This is a genomic window from Deltaproteobacteria bacterium (assembly GCA_026712905.1).
Classification (GTDB): domain Bacteria; phylum Desulfobacterota; class Binatia; order UBA9968; family JAJDTQ01; genus JAJDTQ01.
Genome location: JAPOPM010000202.1, coordinates 1 through 18,474 on the forward strand (window position 1 = coordinate 1; position 18,474 = coordinate 18,474).

Annotated in this window: 14 protein-coding genes; 7 read left to right on the top strand and 7 right to left on the bottom strand. The window is 66.7% G+C overall.

Annotation, left to right across the window (positions count from 1 at the left end; translation table 11 throughout):
• Positions 1–3,413, bottom strand: a 3,413-nt coding sequence (locus OXF11_16655; GenBank protein ID MCY4488726.1) for a putative Ig domain-containing protein, incomplete at its 3' end; no start/stop codon positions are given.
• A 701-nt stretch (positions 3,414–4,114) separates the two neighbouring features.
• On the opposite strand from OXF11_16655, the gene OXF11_16660 reads away from it, so the two are divergent.
• A complete protein-coding gene (locus OXF11_16660; protein MCY4488727.1) occupies positions 4,115–6,091 on the top strand; it encodes an O-antigen ligase family protein in 1,977 nt (658 codons plus the stop codon).
• A 43-nt stretch (positions 6,092–6,134) separates the two neighbouring features.
• On the opposite strand, the gene OXF11_16665 is transcribed toward OXF11_16660, so the two are convergent.
• Complete coding sequence (locus OXF11_16665; protein MCY4488728.1) at positions 6,135–6,905, bottom strand: hypothetical protein; 771 nt, start codon at positions 6,903–6,905, stop codon at positions 6,135–6,137.
• A gap of 140 nt (positions 6,906–7,045) precedes the next feature.
• On the opposite strand from OXF11_16665, the gene OXF11_16670 reads away from it, so the two are divergent.
• On the top strand, positions 7,046–8,029 hold the full coding sequence (locus tag OXF11_16670; GenBank protein ID MCY4488729.1) for an ABC transporter substrate-binding protein: 984 nt from the start codon (positions 7,046–7,048) through the stop codon (positions 8,027–8,029).
• Between the two features lie 277 nt (positions 8,030–8,306).
• Here OXF11_16670 and OXF11_16675 read toward each other — a convergent pair whose 3' ends face one another.
• The 4 genes from OXF11_16675 to OXF11_16690 all read right to left on the bottom strand — a co-directional run bounded on the left by OXF11_16675 (position 8,307) and on the right by OXF11_16690 (position 11,828).
• The gene (locus OXF11_16675) at positions 8,307–9,278 is read right to left on the bottom strand and encodes an ABC transporter substrate-binding protein (protein ID MCY4488730.1); all 972 of its coding nucleotides are present in this window, start codon (positions 9,276–9,278) and stop codon (positions 8,307–8,309) included.
• A gap of 22 nt (positions 9,279–9,300) precedes the next feature.
• On the bottom strand, positions 9,301–9,885 hold the full coding sequence (locus OXF11_16680; protein ID MCY4488731.1) for a nucleotidyltransferase family protein: 585 nt from the start codon (positions 9,883–9,885) through the stop codon (positions 9,301–9,303).
• Positions 9,886–9,963: 78 nt separating this feature from the next.
• Entirely contained in the window at positions 9,964–10,935 is a 972-nt protein-coding gene (locus OXF11_16685; GenBank protein ID MCY4488732.1) for an NAD(P)-dependent oxidoreductase, read from the bottom strand.
• A gap of 74 nt (positions 10,936–11,009) precedes the next feature.
• On the bottom strand, positions 11,010–11,828 hold the full coding sequence (locus tag OXF11_16690) for a cytidylate kinase family protein (GenBank protein MCY4488733.1): 819 nt from the start codon (positions 11,826–11,828) through the stop codon (positions 11,010–11,012).
• 146 nt (positions 11,829–11,974) lie between these two features.
• Between OXF11_16690 and OXF11_16695 the strand changes: the two genes are divergently transcribed.
• The 4 genes from OXF11_16695 to OXF11_16710 all read left to right on the top strand — a co-directional run bounded on the left by OXF11_16695 (position 11,975) and on the right by OXF11_16710 (position 17,030).
• Positions 11,975–13,093, top strand: a complete 1,119-nt coding sequence (locus tag OXF11_16695) for an AAA family ATPase (protein ID MCY4488734.1) — start codon at positions 11,975–11,977, stop codon at positions 13,091–13,093.
• A complete protein-coding gene (locus OXF11_16700) occupies positions 13,093–14,661 on the top strand; it encodes a VWA domain-containing protein (GenBank protein MCY4488735.1) in 1,569 nt (522 codons plus the stop codon). Before OXF11_16695 ends, OXF11_16700 begins: the two co-directional genes overlap by 1 nt.
• A gap of 47 nt (positions 14,662–14,708) precedes the next feature.
• Complete coding sequence (locus OXF11_16705; GenBank protein MCY4488736.1) at positions 14,709–15,668, top strand: LLM class flavin-dependent oxidoreductase; 960 nt, start codon at positions 14,709–14,711, stop codon at positions 15,666–15,668.
• Positions 15,669–15,839: 171 nt separating this feature from the next.
• Positions 15,840–17,030 (top strand): FAD-dependent monooxygenase, encoded by a 1,191-nt coding sequence (locus OXF11_16710; protein ID MCY4488737.1) that lies wholly within the window; start codon positions 15,840–15,842, stop codon positions 17,028–17,030.
• 46 nt (positions 17,031–17,076) lie between these two features.
• Here the strand turns inward: OXF11_16710 and OXF11_16715 are convergent, their stop codons facing one another.
• Positions 17,077–17,370 carry an antibiotic biosynthesis monooxygenase gene (locus tag OXF11_16715; protein ID MCY4488738.1) on the bottom strand — a complete coding sequence of 98 codons (294 nt, stop codon included), beginning with the start codon at positions 17,368–17,370 and terminating at the stop codon, positions 17,077–17,079.
• Positions 17,371–17,583: 213 nt separating this feature from the next.
• Between OXF11_16715 and OXF11_16720 the strand changes: the two genes are divergently transcribed.
• Positions 17,584–18,393, top strand: a complete 810-nt coding sequence (locus OXF11_16720) for a phytanoyl-CoA dioxygenase family protein (GenBank protein ID MCY4488739.1) — start codon at positions 17,584–17,586, stop codon at positions 18,391–18,393.
• The last annotated feature ends 81 nt before the right edge of the window (positions 18,394–18,474 follow it).

Here is an 18,474-nt window from a genome sequence, read left to right on the forward strand (position 1 = left end):
ACGCCCCGCGGCAACGCCGCCGGCGGCGTGTAGCTCACCGACGGCGCCGCCAGGTCCACCGTCACCGTCTTCGTCACCTCCGCCGCATCCGTGAACCCGGCCTTCTCCGCGTTCACCGTCAGCACCACGCTCGGCCCCGTGACGTACGCCGCATCCGCGCCCACCGTCGCCGTCCATGCGCCGCCCGCGTCCGACGTCGCCGTCAGCGTCCCGCTCCCGATCCGCACCGTCACCCCCACGCCCGCCTCGCTCCCCGTCGCACCGCTCACCGCGAACCCCGTCGCCTTCTCCGCGATGTTCACCACGTCGTCGTCCGCCACCGTCCCCACAGTCAGCGCCAGCTCGTCGTCGGCGTTGGTCACCGTGACCGCGCCCACCGACAAGCCGTTGTAGCCCGCGTCCGTGCTCGTCACCACAATGGCGATCTCGTATTCCTGGTCCCCGTCCACTGCCGCATCGTCCACGCCCGTCACCGTTACCGGTTGCGCCGTCGCCCAGTCCGTTGCCGTGAACGTCAGCGTTGCCGGCGACACCGTGCCTTCCCCGGTGTCGCTGCTCGTCAAACCCACCTCAACCTGCGCCGACGGCGCGGTCGACAGCGCCACCGAGAACGTCGCCGTGCCTCCTGCTTCCGTGGTGCCCAGCCCCTCCACCCCCGTCAGCGTCAGCTCCGGCCCCTCGTCATCGTCCGTGATCGTCACGGTCAGACGCGTCCCGAAAGCCGTGCCCCCCAACGTGGCGCCTATCAAGATCGTCTCGTTGTCGTCGTTCAACGTATCGTCCATCGCCGTCACCACCGCGGACACTCTTGACGCCTCCGTGCCGCTCCCGGCCGGCAGCGTCAGCGTCAACGCCGCCGGATTCACCGTGTAGTCCTCCGTTGCCGTGGCCGTCCCACCGAATGTCAGCACCACCGTCTGTTCCGTCGCAAACGTGGACCCCGTTCCCGTACTCACTGTTACCGTCGACGTCCCTTCCGCCTCCGCGATGGCCGTGGCCGTCACCGAGAGCTCCGGAGCCGGCTCATCATCGTTGTCCAGGATCGTCACCGTGGAACGACATGGACTACAGGGGTCGCCGGTTGCCGTCTGCATCCGGACGATCGTAGAATCGACGCTCGGAGCAAGTCCCATATCCACGTTGATCGTCTCTTGGGTCGCGCCCTCGTGAATCGAGTCCTCCAGGATATCGACCGTGAACGATTGCGTGAACGTGAACACCGTGCCGCTCGCCGTCCAGTCCGACGCCTGAATCTGAGGACTGACCGACAAGGGCGAATAGTCTTCCGCGTTCCGGGCTGTTCCTCCTGTTGTCAGAGCCCTAAGAGCCCTCACGCTCCTGTTCGGTCTCGCGAACCCCTCCAACGTTCGTGTTTCGACGCGGAGGGTGACCGAACCCGCACCCTCCGCCACTTCGTAGGAGTCCGCACCCAGTCTCGCCACGATCATCCCGTCCGGCGTCGGCAGCGCCGTGATCTCCACCTCCGCCGCGCTTACGTCATACAGCGTCACCGGGTCCACCGACGCCGTGATCGTCGCCGCCGTCGCGGGCGACCCGGGATCGAACCAAAAGACGGGGATCGTGTACGTCGTACTCCCGCTGCCCGCGGCAAACGTCACTTGCGCGTTCCGGGAATTCGTACTGGCAAGCGCCTGCCGCACTGGTTCGCTCACCGTCACGCCTACCGTCAAGGCATCCGTCAGGTCCCCGGTGCGGGTGAGAGTCAGAGTGGGGACGTGCATCCCCACGACAATCTCGGAGTAGTCGGTGGCGAGGGTGATGTCGCCAGCCGGCACCCTCACGGTTACCCAGTCCGTGGCGCTGGGGGCGATGCCGCTTGCCGCCTGATCTTGGGTTAACGAGCTCGGGGCCAGCTTGGGGCTCACGACCAGCCTGAAGTGCAGATTCCTTGGCGACGGTGCGGTGAAGGTCGGTGTCGCGGTGGTCCCGTCGGTGAGCGTGACGGTCGCGGTGCCGGTCACGGCCGTGTTCGAGTTCGCACCGTCCACCTGGGTCCATTCCCAGGTCACGTTGTCGCCCCAGGGGCCCCCGCGGGTGCCCAAGAGCGTGACCGTCACTCCGGGCATCACCGACTGGTCTTCGCCGGCGCTGGCCGTCGGCCTGAACGGCGCGCCGGTGTTTCCAGCCAGGTACAGAAACTGCAGTTCAGTGAGTCCGTCGAAGACGCCCCCCGGCAGCGCGGTCAGGGCGTTGTTGGTCAGATCCAGGATACTCAGCCCAGTGGTTCCGTTGAAGATGCCTGCCGGCAGTGCGGTCAGGGCGTTGTCCTCCAGATACAGGTCCTCGAGATCAGTGAGTCCGTCGAAGATGCCCGCCGGCAGTGCGGTCAGGGCGTTGTCGCTCAGATCCAGCTCTGTCAGGCCGCCGAGTCCGGCGAAATCTCCCGCCTGCAGGCTCGTAAGACCGACATTGGTCAGGGACAGACGCGTCGTGATGGCCGCGAGGTGGGCGTTGGTCAGGTCCGCGCAGTCGGTGACCCCGGAGACCGCCTCTACGATGGCGTCGCGCACCGCGGGCGAGCGAAGGCACACATCCGTCGTGGGGACCTTGATGGCGAAGATGTCCGACCCCGTCGCGCCGTCGTCGTCGGTTGCGGTGACCTTGACGGAGAGCGTTCCGCTCGCCGGCGGCGTGCCCGAGAAACTGCGAGCCGACCGGTCGAAGGAAAGCCAGGTGGGCAGGGCGGTGTCGTCGGACTTCGTCGCGGAGTAGGTCAGCGTCGCGGGGGTCTCGACGTCGCTGAACGTGTCCTCGGGGACGGTGTAGTTGAACAAGACTCCGACATGCGCGACCTGGACTGGAATTTCCTTGACCACGAACGGCGGGTCGTTCACCGCGGTGACGTCGATGGTCATGAAGTAAGCCGTGGTGCTATCGATCGTGCCGTCGTTCACCCTGAAGTCGAACAACGAGCGGCCGCTGGCGTCGGCGGCCGGAACGAACACGAGATGGCCCCTGTCGATCTCGGACTTGGTTACCGTCCTCGGCCCGTCCGCCGACGTGTGCGCCGTGCCGTTCACCTGGAGGGTGCCGGTACCCCGTAGTCCGAGGACCTTCACGCTGGAGAGCGTGTCGCCATCGGCGTCCATGAAACCGAAGTCCGACGCGGCGAAGGTGTACGCCACGTCCTCCGCCGTCGTCACCGTCCCGAATGACGCCGTCGGGGCTGCGTTGAGAGCGCGGATCAGCTTGACCCTCAGGGATTCACCCGGGCCCTGGCCGGACGGGAGTCGGTTAGTGTAGTGGCTGGTGGTAAATTGGTACGTGGAAGAGAACACCGCCGCATTGTGCAACGGATAACTGTAGGTCGTAAAGTCGTTGGCGTCGTCCTCGTTCTGGAGTTGCAGGGTGAGTTCCGACTCGGCTGCGGCAGGCAGCCGCGTCGGCGCCAACGGAGTTCCGGTCGCGAAACGGAGCCCTAGTAGGTTATTGGAAGTACCATGCCACAATGACCAGATGGTGTACGTCGTGCCGTCTAACTCGAAGTCGTCGTCGGATACAGACCCATCCCCCCCAGCGGAAGGATGGCTATACTTTGCCTCATCGGCGCCTCCCCCCAGCGTCATGGTCGCGGACCAGATCTCGGTGACGGTCTGTGCGAAGGCGGACGGAGGCGAGGAGGCAGCAGCCCAGATAACCAGGATCAGGAGCCACGGCAGCATACCTCGAATACGAGGGAAGCGGAGGACGCCCATGTCCTCGTTGCCTTGTTGGCCGATGTTTTCCGTCCCCGCTGTCGCCATCCGCGAAGACCTCCGACGCTACGCCCTACACCGGCCGCCCGGCCAAGCCGGTTCCCTCTCAAGCCGGCGGCAAGTCATCCTTGATCGTGTGCCGCGTTACCTTCCTTACGTTTTGACAGAATTGACATATATTAGAATATAATGTCACGAAATCTTATATTTTTCACTATAGTAAGTGAAAACAGAATATCGTCTTCGCACGCGCCGTACCCGAGCACCTGCGCACAAAAGAAATTGCAGTTCGGTGAGATCGGTCGATTCTCTGATAAGAAACCCGCCGCCGACAGGCGGTTCGGCCGGGCGTCCCGGCGCGGGCCGGCGCTCCACCCGCTGCCAGAGGTGCTGAGACGATGGCACGGCGGGCTCGGCAGGGCCGGAACGTGAAGGGCCCGGCGCCACCCGCCGTCGCGGCCACGCGGTGGCCGGAACGCGCCCTGGAACGGGGCGCGCTGGCGCTCCTCGGCCTGGTGATGCTGACGCCGCTGGCGGTGCTGCCGGACGTCGTGTTCTCGTCCACCGTGGCCAAGGCGGTGTACGCGCGCTCGCTGATCGCGGCGGCGCTGGCGCTGTGGGCGGTGCTGGCGGCGCTGCGCCCGGAGCGGCGCTCCCCGCCCGGCCTTCTCCTCCTGTTCGCCGCCACCGTGGCCACCGGCGCACTGTCGGCGGCCTTCGGCGCGAGCCTCCAGCGCAGCCTGTGGTCCGAGTACCCGCGCATGGGCGGACTGGTCGACGCCGCCCACTGGGTGGCCCTGGCCTTCCTGCTGGCGGCGCTGCTGCGCACGGCGCGACAGTGGCGGATGTGGCTGAACCTCTACCTGGCGGTGGGGTGCGCGGTCGCCCTCCTGTCGGTGGCGCGGTTCCACGCGCCGGAGACCTTCGGGCTGGCGGGGTTGTACGAGATGCGCTACCCGCGCATCTCCCTGACACTGGGCAACCCGCTCTTCCTGGGTGCCTACATGCAGGCGGTGGCGCTGGTGGCGTCGGGCTTCCTGGCGCGCTCGTTCCTCGGCGCGCCGGCCCGGGCGCTCCCGCGCGCGTTCTGGGGCGCCACCGCGGCCCTCGCGGCCTGGGCGCTGGCGCTGTCGGGGTCCCTGGGCGCCTTCGCCGGCCTGGGGGCGGGCGCCGCCGGCGCCGCGGCGTTCTATGGCTTCCTGGGGCCGTCGCCCAACGCCCGCCGGGCCGGACGCGCCGCCCTCGGACTCGGCCTGGCGGGGGCGGTGCTGCTGGCGGCGCTCGCGGTGCGCAGCCCGGCCGGGCGGGACGCCGCGGCGGGGGCGGAGGCCGGCGCGCCGGCGTCCGGCATCGTCCTGCTCGACCGCCTCACCAGCACGGCCACGATCGGCTCCACCCTCCGCCGCCGGCTGGAGAACTGGCGCGCGGGCCTGCTCGCGTTCGCCGAGCGCCCGCTCCTCGGCTGGGGCCCGGAGAACTACATGGTGGCCGCGGCCCGGCACGACCGCACCGGCGGAGAGCACAACCGGGCCAAGGACCGAGCCCACAACCTGGCGGTGGGCAAGGCCGCCACCGAGGGCCTGACCGGCCTCGCCGTCTGGCTTGCCCTCTGGGCCGCCACGGCCGCCGCGGCATGGCGCGCGGCCACGCGGCTTGCGCCCGCCGACGCGGCGCTGGCGGCATTTGCCGCGGCCGCCCTGCTGGGCTGGTTCGTCCAGGGGATGACCGCGTTCTACGACGCCGTGAGCTGGCTGACCCACGCCGTGCTGGTGGCGTTTCTTGCCCACGCCGCCGCGGCCCGGCCTCCGGAGGACGCGTCAAGAGAGGCCGCGCTCCGGGTCGCGGCCGGGAAGCGCCCGGCGTGGACCGCCCGGGCGCTGCGCCTCGCGGCCCGGCCGTGGGTGCGCGGCCTGCTCTGCGCCGGCGCCGTCGCGTTGGCGGCGGGCTCGATCCGGGCCAACCACGCCATCCACGCCGGCGCCGCGGCGCTCTACCGCGCCGAGTACGCCGGCCCCTTCATGACCGAAATCGAGCGCTCGATCCGCGCGTTCGCACCCATGGCGACCTATCCACGCGCCCTGCTGTTCGAGAACGTCGCGGCCAACTGGGCGGTGATCCACGGTCACGACCCGGACCTGGCCGGGCGCCTCATCGCCCGGGCCCAGGCCGAGGCATTCCGTGCCCTGGACGCGGAACCCGAGAACTGGCAGCTCCACCATGCGCTCGCGAAAATGTACACCGCCGTGGCGGCCACCCTCCCCGCCCACGAGTCCTCGGCGCGCTTTTTTCGCCAACGCTCGCGCCTGCTCGCGCCCTACCAGGACCCGCTGATGCCGGGCAAGCCCCGTCACGAGCCTCCCCGTGGGCGGCGGTGAGCGGGAACGCCGGCTGTCCCGGCGGCAATGGATCAGAATTGGCCTAAGCCGCGGTCGAGGCGGCCGCGGCGGGCAGGACGCCGGCCTGCCGCAGCTTGGGGATCAGCTCCTCCAGGCTCCGAATGAGCAGCTTGGGTTTGGCCGCGGCCAGGGTCTCTTCGTCGTTGTAGGAGTACTCGGTGGCCAGAGCCACGGTGAACACGGTGAGGTCGTTGCCGGCCACCTGGGCGAACTCCAGGTTGTTGCCCGCCCGGATGTAGGTCGCGGTCCCCGACAGCAGGATCACGTCGAGGTTGCGGTCGAGCCTGCGGAACAGGTGGTAGATGCCCTGCTCCTTGCGGAAGTAGGTTTCGTCGCGGTCGATGATCTCGTCGAAGTACTCGCTGATGCCGGCCTCCTCCATCACGCGGTGCTTGTAGCGGCGGCCGCTGGTGGTGAGGACCATGTTGCTCAGGCCCGCGTCCCGGGTCTGCTTCAGCGACGTTTCGACCCCCGGCATGAACTCCGGCGGGTTTACGTCGAAGCCGTGCCGCCGCGCGATCTCCAAGGCGTGGCCGCGGATCTCGCGCCGCACCCCCTCGTTGTAGATGATGTTCGGGTCGCGCGCGTAGTCGTCGGCGAACAGGATCGGCGCGAGGAAGAAGTCAAACGGCCCGTCCGCCACCTTGCGCAACTCTTCGAAGGACAACTCGGGTTTGTCGTAGCGTGGGAGGATCTCGTTGGCGATGACGTGGACCCGGTGGATGTCCGTCTCGATGGTGTCGGACATGGTCCGCATCAGGCATTTCTTGACCGGCGCCGGCGTATCACTCATGGCAACCCCCTGTGCCGGTGTCCTGCCTCGTCATTGCCCGTTGGCGGGACAAGGCACCGTAGCGCTCTGTCACACATCGCTGCTGGAAAACTGCTCCAGCTTTAGCTAATCTGCCGGAACCCTGTCAATCGGGAGAGATCATGCTGAACCTGACTCTGGCGTGCGGCCACTATGACCGGACCGAGGCTTTGCGGGACGGACGCGTGCGGCCCGACGGCATTCAGCTCAACTGCCTCACGCTCAAGGTGGAAGAGACCTTCTGGCGCATGATGCAGTACCGCGAGTTCGACGTGGCCGAGACCTCCCTCGGCGGCTACGTGGTGCGCCGCGGACGTGGGCTCGACGACCTCGTGGCCATTCCCGTGTTTCCGTCGCGGTTCTTTCGGCAGTCCTGCATCTTCGTGCACGGCGGCTCCGGTATCAACACGCCGCAGGACCTCGGCGGCAAGCGCATCGGCGTTCCCGAGTACCAGATGACCGCCGCGGTGTGGGCCCGGGGCATCCTCGCGGACGACTACGGTGTACGCGCGGCGGACGTGGAGTGGATCCAGGGTGGGCTCGAAGACCCGGGGCGCCTGCCCTTCGAGCCGGTGGAGCCGGCGGGCATCCGGCTGGGCTTCGCGCCGTCCGACCGTTCGCTCGCGCAAATGCTCGCCGACGGCGACATCCAGGCGCTGATCACGGCCCGCACGCCGTCCACCTTCGATCCCGCCACCGGGCGGGTGCGGCGCCTGTTCCAGGAACCGTGGAAGGTGGAGCGGGACTACTTCAACCGCACCGGCATCTTCCCCATCATGCACACCGTGTCCATCCGGCGCGAGATCCTCGACGAACATCCCTGGGTCGCCGCCACCCTCATGAAAGCCTTCTCCGAGGCCAAGGATCTGGCCATGGAAGACTTGACCCAGACCAGCGCCCTGCCGCTGACACTGCCGTTTCTGACCGAGCACGCCTACGAAACGATAGCGGCCATGGGCGAGGACTTCTGGCCCTATGGACTGGAGACCAACCGCAAAACCCTTGAGACATTCGTGCGTTACATGCACGAGCAAGGCATGATCGAGCGCCCCATGCCCATCGAGGAGTTGTTCGCCCCGAGCACCCACCGGACCTTCCGGATCTGAGCCGCCCACGCCAAGCCGTCTTGCGGCTTCCCGCCCCGGGATACACTCATCCGTAAGGATTCGAAAACTCACAAAAAACGCTGACTACTCTTTGGGCAAGTTGGTGAAACCGGCTTCTCACAAGGCCGGAGACCCATCCACACACGCGTATGTCAACAGGTTATCCACAGACGCGGTGGATGGTGTCAGCAAATCGTCGGTCCGGCTTGAAATACTCGGGCCGCACCCCACGCCAAGGGCGGATCGAGGTTGGTGCGTAGCGGCGGCAGAGCGGAGGTCAAACGTAATGCTGGATTTCCTGCAGGGAGGGCGGAAAAAACAGCTCTTCGATGGCGGGCTTGCTCTTGATCATGCCTTGCTCGAACTCGTACCGGACCGCGGCTTCGAGCGCGGGGCGGTTGTCTTCGAGATTGTACGGCCAGGGATCCGGGCCGAAGATCTCGTGCTGCTGCTGTAGCTCTTCCTTGGCCCATACCAACGCCAGGCTCCGAGGGTCGCGCATGCGCTCGTAACAGACCTGCTTGGCGCGCTGCAGGGCCTGGAGCAGGCTCACCGCCACCCAGGGGTTGCGTTCCAGGATCTCGTCCTTGACCACCACCGTGTGCATGATCGGAAAGATGCCGCTCTGGCGGTAGTAGTCCACCTCGGCCTGCCTGGGGTCCGGGAAGAGCAACGCCACCTTGTCCGAGCCCGCCCGGATGGACGGCAGCACCTCGGGGTAAAGCGACCCTTCCAGGTCGCCGGCGCACAGCATCTCGTCGATGTCGCGGCCTTCCGGCACCCGGTGGATCTTCATCCACGATGCCGGCTCCAGGGGGACGTCCTCCTCCTCCTGGCACCACCACTCCACGGTGCGGAGGTCGAGGCCGTAGTAGTCCTGCAGGATGCCGCGCATCCACAGGCCGGCGGAGTTCTGCAGCGTGTCCAGGCCCACCCGCTTGCCGTTCAGGTCCGCGGGTTGCTCGATGCCGCAGCCGCTGCGCTTGACCATGTAGCTGTGGCGGAAGCGCCGGTGCGGAAACGCCGGAATGGCGGTGAAATCACGCCCTTGGTCGTGGGCCACGAGGTACCCCACCAGGGACAACTCGCACGCGTCGAACTCCTCGTGGCGCAGCATGCGCCCGTGGCGTTCCGGCGACGGCATGGTCATCACGTTGAGGTCGATGCCCGCGGGCTCCACCACCTTCTCCCACAGCGGGCGCAAGAGATCATAGCTGCCGCAAGCGAAATTCAGCTTCAACCGGGACATTCACCACTCCTGATCAAGACTATCAGTCCTTGACGTGCTTCCGGTATTCCTCGGGCGTGTCGATGTCCACGAGGATCCCGGCCTCGTCGGTGTCCAGTTCGAGAGTCTCCTCGGGATGCCCGCGCACCACCGGCTTGGCGCCGGTGTCGAGCGAGGCCGCCATGAACTCCGGGAACAGCCTGCTGGAGAAGAGCACCGGATGGCCGCGCCGGCCGTTGAAGCGCGGCACGACGATGAGCTTCTGTTCCGCGCGGAAGCGTTCGATCATGCGGTCCACCAGGCGGCTCTCGATGAACGGGTGGTCCACCAAGTGGACCAGGATCGCTTCCACCGGCTCGCCGTCCAATGCCCGGATGGCGGTGTGCAGCGAGGAGAGCTGCCCGCGCGCGTAGTCGGGATTCACCACGGTGTCCACGCCGAGATAGGCAATGGCTTCGCGCATGGCCTCGGCGTTGTGGCCCAGCACCACCAGGGTACGCTCCACCTCGGTGCGCTCCAGCGCGCGCACGATGCGCTCGATGAACGGCACCCCGTCCACCGGCAGGAGGGCCTTGGGCCTTCCCATGCGGCTGGAGGCGCCCGCGGACAGAACGACGGCGACAATCATGACGCGGAGGAATGGACCGCACCGCGGGGCGGCAGCGCGCCGCCCGCGCGGACCCGGAGGTGCGGCGAACGCGTTGCGCTAGAGCCCCTCAAGCTTCCTCATGGTCTCGGCATAGTCCGCGATGGACTTGTCGAGGGTGTATTCGGCCTCGAAGCCGAGTTGTTCCGCCGCGCGCGACAGGTCCGTCAGGGCCCGGTTCGCCGGATACGCCATCGGATCGCTGCCCTTTTGCAGAGCGACGCGGGACTCGGGGAACTGCTTCTTCACCGCCGCCAGGATGTCGTCGCCCGTGACCATGCCGCTGCAGCCGATGTGGAAGAGCCGGTCCTTATGCTCCGGCTTCAACGCGGCCAGAACGGTGGCGGTGGCCGCGTCCTTGCCGTAGAGGATTTCCGTGGGTCCGTAGGGCCAGTTGATGACCGCGTCCTCCCGCTTCAACGCGGCGCGGATCATGTCCTGAATCGCCTGCTCGCGGGTCGCCTTCATGGTCGTGGGCGACGGACCGTACAGGCCCCCCACGTAGCGGATGCACACGAACTCGAAGCCGTACATCTTGGCGTAGGCGTTGCCGAGAAACTCGCAGCCGCCCTTGGTGGCGGCGTAGACCGACGGCGGGTTGATGGGAATGGTCTCGTCGACGGTCGGCAGCCCCTCCCCCATCGAGCCCAGATAGACGGTTCCAGAGCTGGGAAAGGTCATCCGCGGCACGCCTTCCAGGCGCACCGCCTCGAGCACGTTGACGGTGCCCATCAGGTTCAGGCGCACACCCGTGTAGGGGCGACGCTGCACCTCCTCGCCGAGAAACGCGGCCAGGTGGATGACCTGGCCGACGTCGTAGTCGCGTATCGCGCTCACGAGCTGCGGCAGGTCCAGGATGTCGCCGCGCACGGTCTCCACGGACGCGGGATCGACGCCCACGGCCCTGAGCAGCCGCTCGTTGACCGCCACGTCGAAGATCACCGGACGCTCGCCCCGCTCCTGCAGCATCCCCACCACGTACGCGCCCACCAGACCGGTCCCCCCGGTCACCAGAATGCTCTTCTGCGCCATTCGCTACCTCCCGACGCCCCGCGACTCGCTCCGCCGACACGGAGCTGCGCTCAGGGCGAACGGCCTTGGTCCCGTCAAGGGAACATGTACTCCACCGGCGGCGATTCGAAGTCCGTCTCCACCTCCGTGGTTCCGGACACCTCCTTGGCCACCGCGACAATCTCCTCCTGCAAGGCGGGCTGGGTCAATATGCCGGAGACGTGGACCACGCCATCGCTTGCCCGCACGCGCACGTTCAGGTTGCGGGTCTTGGGCGACACTATCAGCGCCGCCTGAACCCGTGACGTCAGGGACAGGTCGGAGAAGAGCCGATCGGACTCCGCGGTCTTCTGGTACTCGGGGCGCCCGGCCGCGTCCTCGATCAACCGCGCCAGGGTGTCTACCGTCATCTGTCCCGCGTTGAGCACCAGGTCGTAGCGCGACGCGTCGCGCCAGTCGGCCCCGAAGACGGCTTCCATGCGCCGGGAGCGCGACTTGTTGACGCTCTCCACGAAACGCCGCCCGCCCGCCTCGTCGAGCCCTTCCCGCTCCCGTACCTTTTCCACCTGGTATTCCAGCGGCGCGGTCAGGAGCACCTTGAGCACGTGGGTGACGCCGGGCAGGAGTTCCTGGCCCATGTGACCGTGGTAGACGATCTGGCCGTCACGCGCCATCTCGCACATGGCCGCCTGAAGGGTGATGCGATACAGCCGCAGGCTCTCGCGCCAGCGCTCCCACCAGTGCGGTCCCGATTCCAGCACCTCCTCGTATTTTGCCTCGGGGATACCGTACCGGTTGCTCGCCTCCATCAGCACCTCACGGTCCACGCACGGATAGCCCAAATCCTGCGCCACCCGCTCGGCAACCTCCGGACCGGCCCCAAACGCGCCACGAATGATCGTGATGATCGGCATGGGCTTCCCTCCTCTCGGCTCGGTTGCGGGCAACGGCACCGCCGCCGCCCATCCCTTCTTCACACTAAGTTAAAACGTCCCTCGAAGGGTTGCAAGATATTTGTACGTCCAACGCGCTTTTGTTACACGTTCATCAGGTTTCCACCATGACCCCCAAGGAAAAACTGCTGGCGTTGCGCGAGGAGTTGCAACAGGCCTTTCTGGAGCGCGGCGAGCTCATCGACGGCGCCCTCGCCGCTCTGTTGTCGGCGCAGAACCTGCTCATCATCGGCCCGCCGGGCACCGCCAAGTCGATGCTGGCCGACGAGTTGTGCCGCCGCATCGAGGGCGCCGGCTACTTCCAGTGGCTGCTGACCCGATTCACCGCCCCCGAGGAGCTGTTCGGCGCGGTGAGCCTCAAGGGCCTGGAGCAGGACGACTACCGGCGCGTCACCACACGCAAGCTGCCCGAGGCCCACATCGCCTTTCTCGACGAGGTCTTCAAGGCCAACTCCTCGATCCTCAACTCGATCCTCACCGTCATCAACGAGCGCCGCTTCCACAACGGCCAGCACGTGCGCGACGTGCCGCTCATCACCCTGTTCGGCGCCAGCAACGAGCTGCCCGAGGACGACGAGCTGACCGCCTTGTACGACCGGTTCCTGCTCCGGTTCGTGGTGGACTACATCGCGGAGGACTACCATTTTCTGCGGATGCTGGAGGCGCCGGCGCGAGAGGCCGGGGTCCGCATCACCCTCGACGAGTTGAGAGAGATGCAGCGCGAAACCGACGCACAACCCGTCCCCGGCCACGTCCACCGGGCCATGGCCGAGGTCCGACGGCAGCTCGGCAAGAAACAGATCGTCGCCTCGGACCGGCGCTACCGCCAGTCCCTGGCGCTCATGAAGGCCCACTCGTATCTCGCGGGTGACGCCCAGGTCTCGGACCAGAGCCTGCTGTTCCTGGAACACGTGCTGTGGCGGGAACCATCCGAGCGCGCCGACGTGAGCAGCACCATCCGCGAGATCGTGCTCGGCTACGAGAAGGAGGCGCAGGAACTGCTCTACCAGGCGCGGGAAATCGGCGAGTACGTGCAACGCCCGTGGGAAACGGAGGAGCTGCGCTCCCACGCCCTCATCGAAGGACACACCAAGCTGCGCAACATCCTCGCCCGGCTGGAGCAGCTCATCGAGAAGGCTTCCGATTCGGACCGCCCCGTGGGGCGCGTGGAAGACATGCGCGACGAGATCCAGACCCTGCAGAAGCGCCTGCTGGAGGACTTGTAGTGGCGCGGCGGAAGGCGAAGAAGCAGGTTGCGCCGCCGCCCGACCTGCCCGACAACGCCAACTGGATCGAGAGCGACCGCTACGACCGGCACGCTTACGGGCAGCTTCGCCGCGACGCCGCTTCGTTGCGGGAACTGGAGCACGCCGGCGAGGCTCTCCTCCCCCACTTCCCTTCGCTGCTCCAGGACGTCTTCTGCCTGCTGTTCAAGTACAATATCGTCTTCGCCGCCGCAGCGGACGTGCTCCCCAGCGCGTCGGTCAACCGGACGCTTCTCGACGCGCTTCACGGCGGCGAAGTGAGCCGCATCCTGCGGGAGATGACCCTCCTGGACGAAGCCAAGGCCGGCCTGTGCACCCTGCTCGTGGGCGAAGGGCTTCTGGCCACGCTCAAGTCGGAGAAGCCGTGGACGCGCCACGACATGATGGACACCTGGAAGCTGCGGCAGCAGGAAGAGGAGTTCCAGAAGGTCCGGGAAATGCTGGAGCACGCGGGCGAACTGGCCGAGCAAGAGGACGGCGCCGGCAAGGAAGACGCGTTGGCGAAGCTCCAGGAACGGCTCAAGAGCCGGCTCCGCGGTGAAGCGGCCTCCATCCGGCAGAAGCGGCGGCAGTTGACCGAGGACCTGGACCGGGTCGAGAACGAGGCACGGGCGCGGGTGCAGGCCTCGGCCATTCGCGCCGCCCAGCAGCTCGAGGAGGCCGCGGAGGAAGCGGAAGCCTGGGGCTCGGCCCTCGGCTCGGGGGGACGCCTGCCGGCGGACCGGCGGCTCGAGCTGGGGCGGCGGCTGGCCGGCAACGAGAAGCTCAAGAAGCTCGTGCGCATGGTCGGGCGGATGAAGTCCCACGCGCTGGCCTTGCGCAAGCGCACCTTCGAGCGCGCCAACGAGGAGCTCTACTCGGTAGAGCAGGGAGGCGCCCTGGAGCACCTGCTGCCGCAGGAACTGGTGACGCTGCGCCAGCCGTTGCTGCACCGGGACTTTCAGCGGCGCCTGCTGGAGAACGAGCTGTTGCAGTACTCGCTCCGGGGCATGGAGGAGAAGCGCAAGGGGCCGGTGGTGGTGTGCCTCGACGGCAGCTCCTCCATGGCCGGCGACAAGGAACTGTGGTCCAAGGCCGTCGCCCTGACCCTGCTGGAGCTGACCCGGCGCCAGCGCCGGCCGTTCCGCTCCATCTGCTTCTCCTCCCGGGACACGGCCCTGCACGTCCTGGACCTGAACACCCGGCGCGGCACCGACGTCGAACCGGACAAGCTCATGGACCTCGCGGAGCACTTTCCCGGCGGCGGCACCGATTTCGAGAAGCCGCTGGACGCGGCGCTGGAGTGCCTCAAGAAATCCCGATATAAAAAGGGGGATATCGTTTTCATCACGGACGGGGAATGCCAGGTGTCGGCCGAGTGGTCCGAGCGGTTCCTCAAGGAGAAGGACCGCCTGAGCTTTTCGCTTTTCTCCATCCTCATCGACGTGGGCCCCAGCTCGCTGGGAACCCTGAAAGAATTCAGCGACCGGATCACCACCATCAGCCAGCTCACCAGCGAAGGCACCCGCGACCTGTTCCTGCGTATCTGACATTTGCCGCTCCGGCGAGCGCGGACGAACCACACACGGAGAACCCAATGAGCAAGAACCTCAGCTTCGGCATCCTGCTACCGACCCGCGGGGTCATCCTGGCCAAGACCGCCGTCCCGGACCTGAGCCCGGTCTTCAACCTCGCCGACGCGGTGGAACAAGCCGGCTACGACTCGGTGTGGATCGGCGACAGCGTCACCGCCAAGTCGAGGCTGGAGGTCATCAGCACGCTGGGGGCGCTGTCGGTGAAGACCCAGCGGGTCAAGATCGGCACCGCGGTGCTGCTGGCGGCCATGCGCAACCCCGTGGTACTGGCCCAGGCTCTTGCCAGCGTCGACGTGCTGTGCGCCGGGCGCCTGATCTGCGGCGTGGGCGTGTCGCGCAACGACAAGATGTTCGAGGAGGAGTACACGGCGTGCGGCGTGCCCTTCAACCAGAAGGCCGGACGCCTGAGCCAGGTGCTCAAGATCATGAAGATGCTGTGGGCCGGGGACGACGTCACCCACCCCAACAAGTACTACACCGTCGAGAACATCTCGCTGTTGCCCAAGCCGGTGCAGCGGCCCGGCGTCCCCCTGTGGGTGTCCAGCAACGACGTGGACAGCGGACTCAAGCGCGCGGCGCTTTACGGCGACGCCTGGATTACCAACATCCCGTCGCTACAGGTCTTCAAGGAGTCCCGGAAGAAGCTGGAGGACTTCGCCAGCGACGCCGGCCGCAACCCGGACGACATCCACCGCTGCCTGTACCTCACCATCCACATCGACCCGGACGCCGAAAAGGCGCGCCGCGAAGGCGGCGCGTTCCTGGAGGCCTACTACCACAAGACCTACGAGGAGGTAGCCGCGCAACTGGTGGTCAAGGCCGGCGGCACCAACGAGGTGGTGGACTTCATCAACGAGTACGCCGACGCCGGCATCCAGACCTTCATCGTGCGCTTCGCCGCCAAGGACCAGTTCCAGCACCTGGACGTATGCAGCGAGCACATCATGCCGCACTTCCGGTAGGGATGGCGCTTACGTCTCTTTTGCCGTCATTCCCGCGGAACAGACCGTGTCAAAACGTGGTCCGGGCAAGAATTGGCGCCAACGGCCCGAGTCGTCATTCCCGCGGAAGCGGGAATCCAGGGGTGGTGAGGGCCGAACGGGCATGTTCGCCGCCGGAATCGTGCCGACGATATGAACACCGATCGCGTGCTCGTGGCGGGGGCGGGGCCCGTGGGGCTGGTGGTGGCCCTCCACCTCGCGCGGCACGACATACCCGTGACCGTGCTGGAGGCGGAGGCGGCGTTGCCGGAGACGTTGCGCGCCTCCACCTTCCACCCCCCTACCCTCGACATGCTGGCATCCACCGGCGTAATGGACGATTTCCTGGCGATGGGTCTCAAGGCCCCCACCCTCCAGTACCGCGAGCGCGCCGGCTGCATCGCGGAGTTCGACTTCGGACGGATCGCGGACGTCACCGCGCACCCCTACCGGCTCCAGTGCGAGCAGTTCAAGCTGAACCGCCTGCTCTACGAGAAGCTCGCGACCCTGCCTGGGGCGGAGGTACACTTCTCAAGCGAAGTGACGGGAGTGGAGGAGGACGGGCCGTCGGTGACCGTGGTGGTGGGACAAGGCGGCGAAACCCGCCGTTTCCGGGGCCGCTACCTAGTAGGGGCCGACGGCGCCCGCAGCAACGTGCGCAAAGCCTTGGACATCCCCTTCGACGGGTTCACCTGGCCCGAGCGCTTCCTGGTGGTGAGCACGCCCTTCCGGTTCGATGAGCACTTCGCCGGACTGGCGCCGGTGAGCTACTTCGCGGACCCGTTGGAGTGGTTCTTTCTGCTACGGGTGCCCGGGCTGTGGCGCGTGATGTTTCCCACCCGGCCGGAAGAAAGCGACGACGAAGTGCTGAGCGACGCCAGCGTCGAGCGGCGCCTCCAGAGCGTCCTGCCTACGGGAACGCCCTACCCGGTGGAACACCGGACCCTGTACCCCGTGCACCAGCGCGTGGCCGCGCGCTATCGCCAAGGGCGCGCATTCCTCGCCGGCGACGCCGCCCACATCAACAATCCGCTGGGCGGCATGGGCATGAACGGCGGCATCCACGACGGCTACAACCTGGCTGAACGGCTCGCGCGGGTATGGCACGGGAGGGCGCCGGACGCGGACCTGGACGGCTACGAGCGCCAGCGCCGTCCCATCGCGCTGGAGTATGCCAACGTCCACTCCACCCGCAACAAGCTGAACCTCGAAGCCCGCGACCCCGACCGCCAGGAACAGTTCCGCCACACCATGCGCGAGACCGCCGCGGACCCGAAGAAGGCCTACGACTACCTCCTCCAGGTCTCGATGATCGCCAGCCTGAGACAGGCGGCGCGGCTGTAACGACGTCCCGACGCGACCCCGGCCCGTAGCCGGAGCAAGTCGCCGATCAGGCGCCGGTCACGTCGAAAAAGCGGATGGTCGGCGTCTCGGCGAGGTGATCTATCAGCTTGGCGCTGACGCCCCTTTCCCGCTGCCACGCGAGGTACTTTTCGTATTGCGCGCGCGTTTCCCATGTCGCCGCCAACAGCACGTTGTCGGCGTTGTCGCAGTTCTGCAGCGCGTCGACGCTTGTACAGCCGTCGTGAGCGCGCGTCTCCGCCAGAATCGACTTGAAGAACGTTACCAGATCGTTCCCGGTACCGGGCTTCGCGTTGGCTTCCACAACTACTCTTACAGCCATTTCAAGACCTCCTTCTCCAGAATCCAAACTCTTCAGGACGATATAGCAGGCTCTGGTCGACTTTGCTCGTGGTGCAGTGCCGTCACGTCAGTATTTGCTGAAGGATCGCCTTCCAGGCGCGCTTGACAGACCGTGTTGCCGAGGCCAGATTAGCCCTTGGCCGGGCCGTTCCTGCCCTGTTCCAAGACATTGCTGTTTTGACGGAGACCGAAAATGCCCAAGGTACTGACACAAGAACAGATGGACGCCTACCATCGCGACGGATTTCTGTTTCCCGTCCGTGTCATGGACAGGGAGTCCGCGCGTGCGTTGAGGGGCAAACTGGAGGACGTGGAGCAGACCATCGGCGGCGAGCTCCAGGACCGTTACCGCATCAAGGCCCACCTTCCCTTCCCCTGGCTCAACGAGCTGATCCGCAACCCGGTGATGCTCGACGCGGTGGAGGACATCATCGGGCCGAACATCCTGTGTTGGGGCTCCAGCTTCTTCACCAAGAACGCCCACGATCCCCGGTTCGTTTCCTGGCACCAGGACACCACCTATTATGGTCTGGAACCGCGGGAGACCCTGACCGCCTGGTTCGCCTTCACCGACAGCAGGGTCGAGAGCGGCTGCATGAGAGTCATCCCGCGCTCCCACGCGGCGGGCGCGCTCCGGCACGTGGAGACCTTCGCCGAGGACAACCTCCTGTCCAGGGGCCAGACCATCGAGGGCGTGGACGAGTCCAAGGCGGTGGACGTGGAGCTCGAGGCGGGCGAGATCTCGTTCCACAGCGAGGCCGTGATCCATGGCTCCAATCCCAACGAGTCGGATGACCGGCGACTGGGCTACTCCATCCACTTCATCGCGCCGCACGTGCACCAGACCCTGTTCGACCATGCCAGCGCGACGTTGCTGCGCGGCGTCGACACCCACGGCCACTGGGAGGCCGAACCGGTGGCCAAGCAGGACTTCGACCCCGAGTGCCTCGCCGCCCTCGACCGCAACCACCAGCAGTACAAGGCCAACAAGCAAGAGGCGTGACGCCGCCTCGTCGCAGAGACCGCCGCAACCGCGTCCGTAGTATCCAGATTCAAGTCACTTCGAGAAAGGGCATCTTAAGTG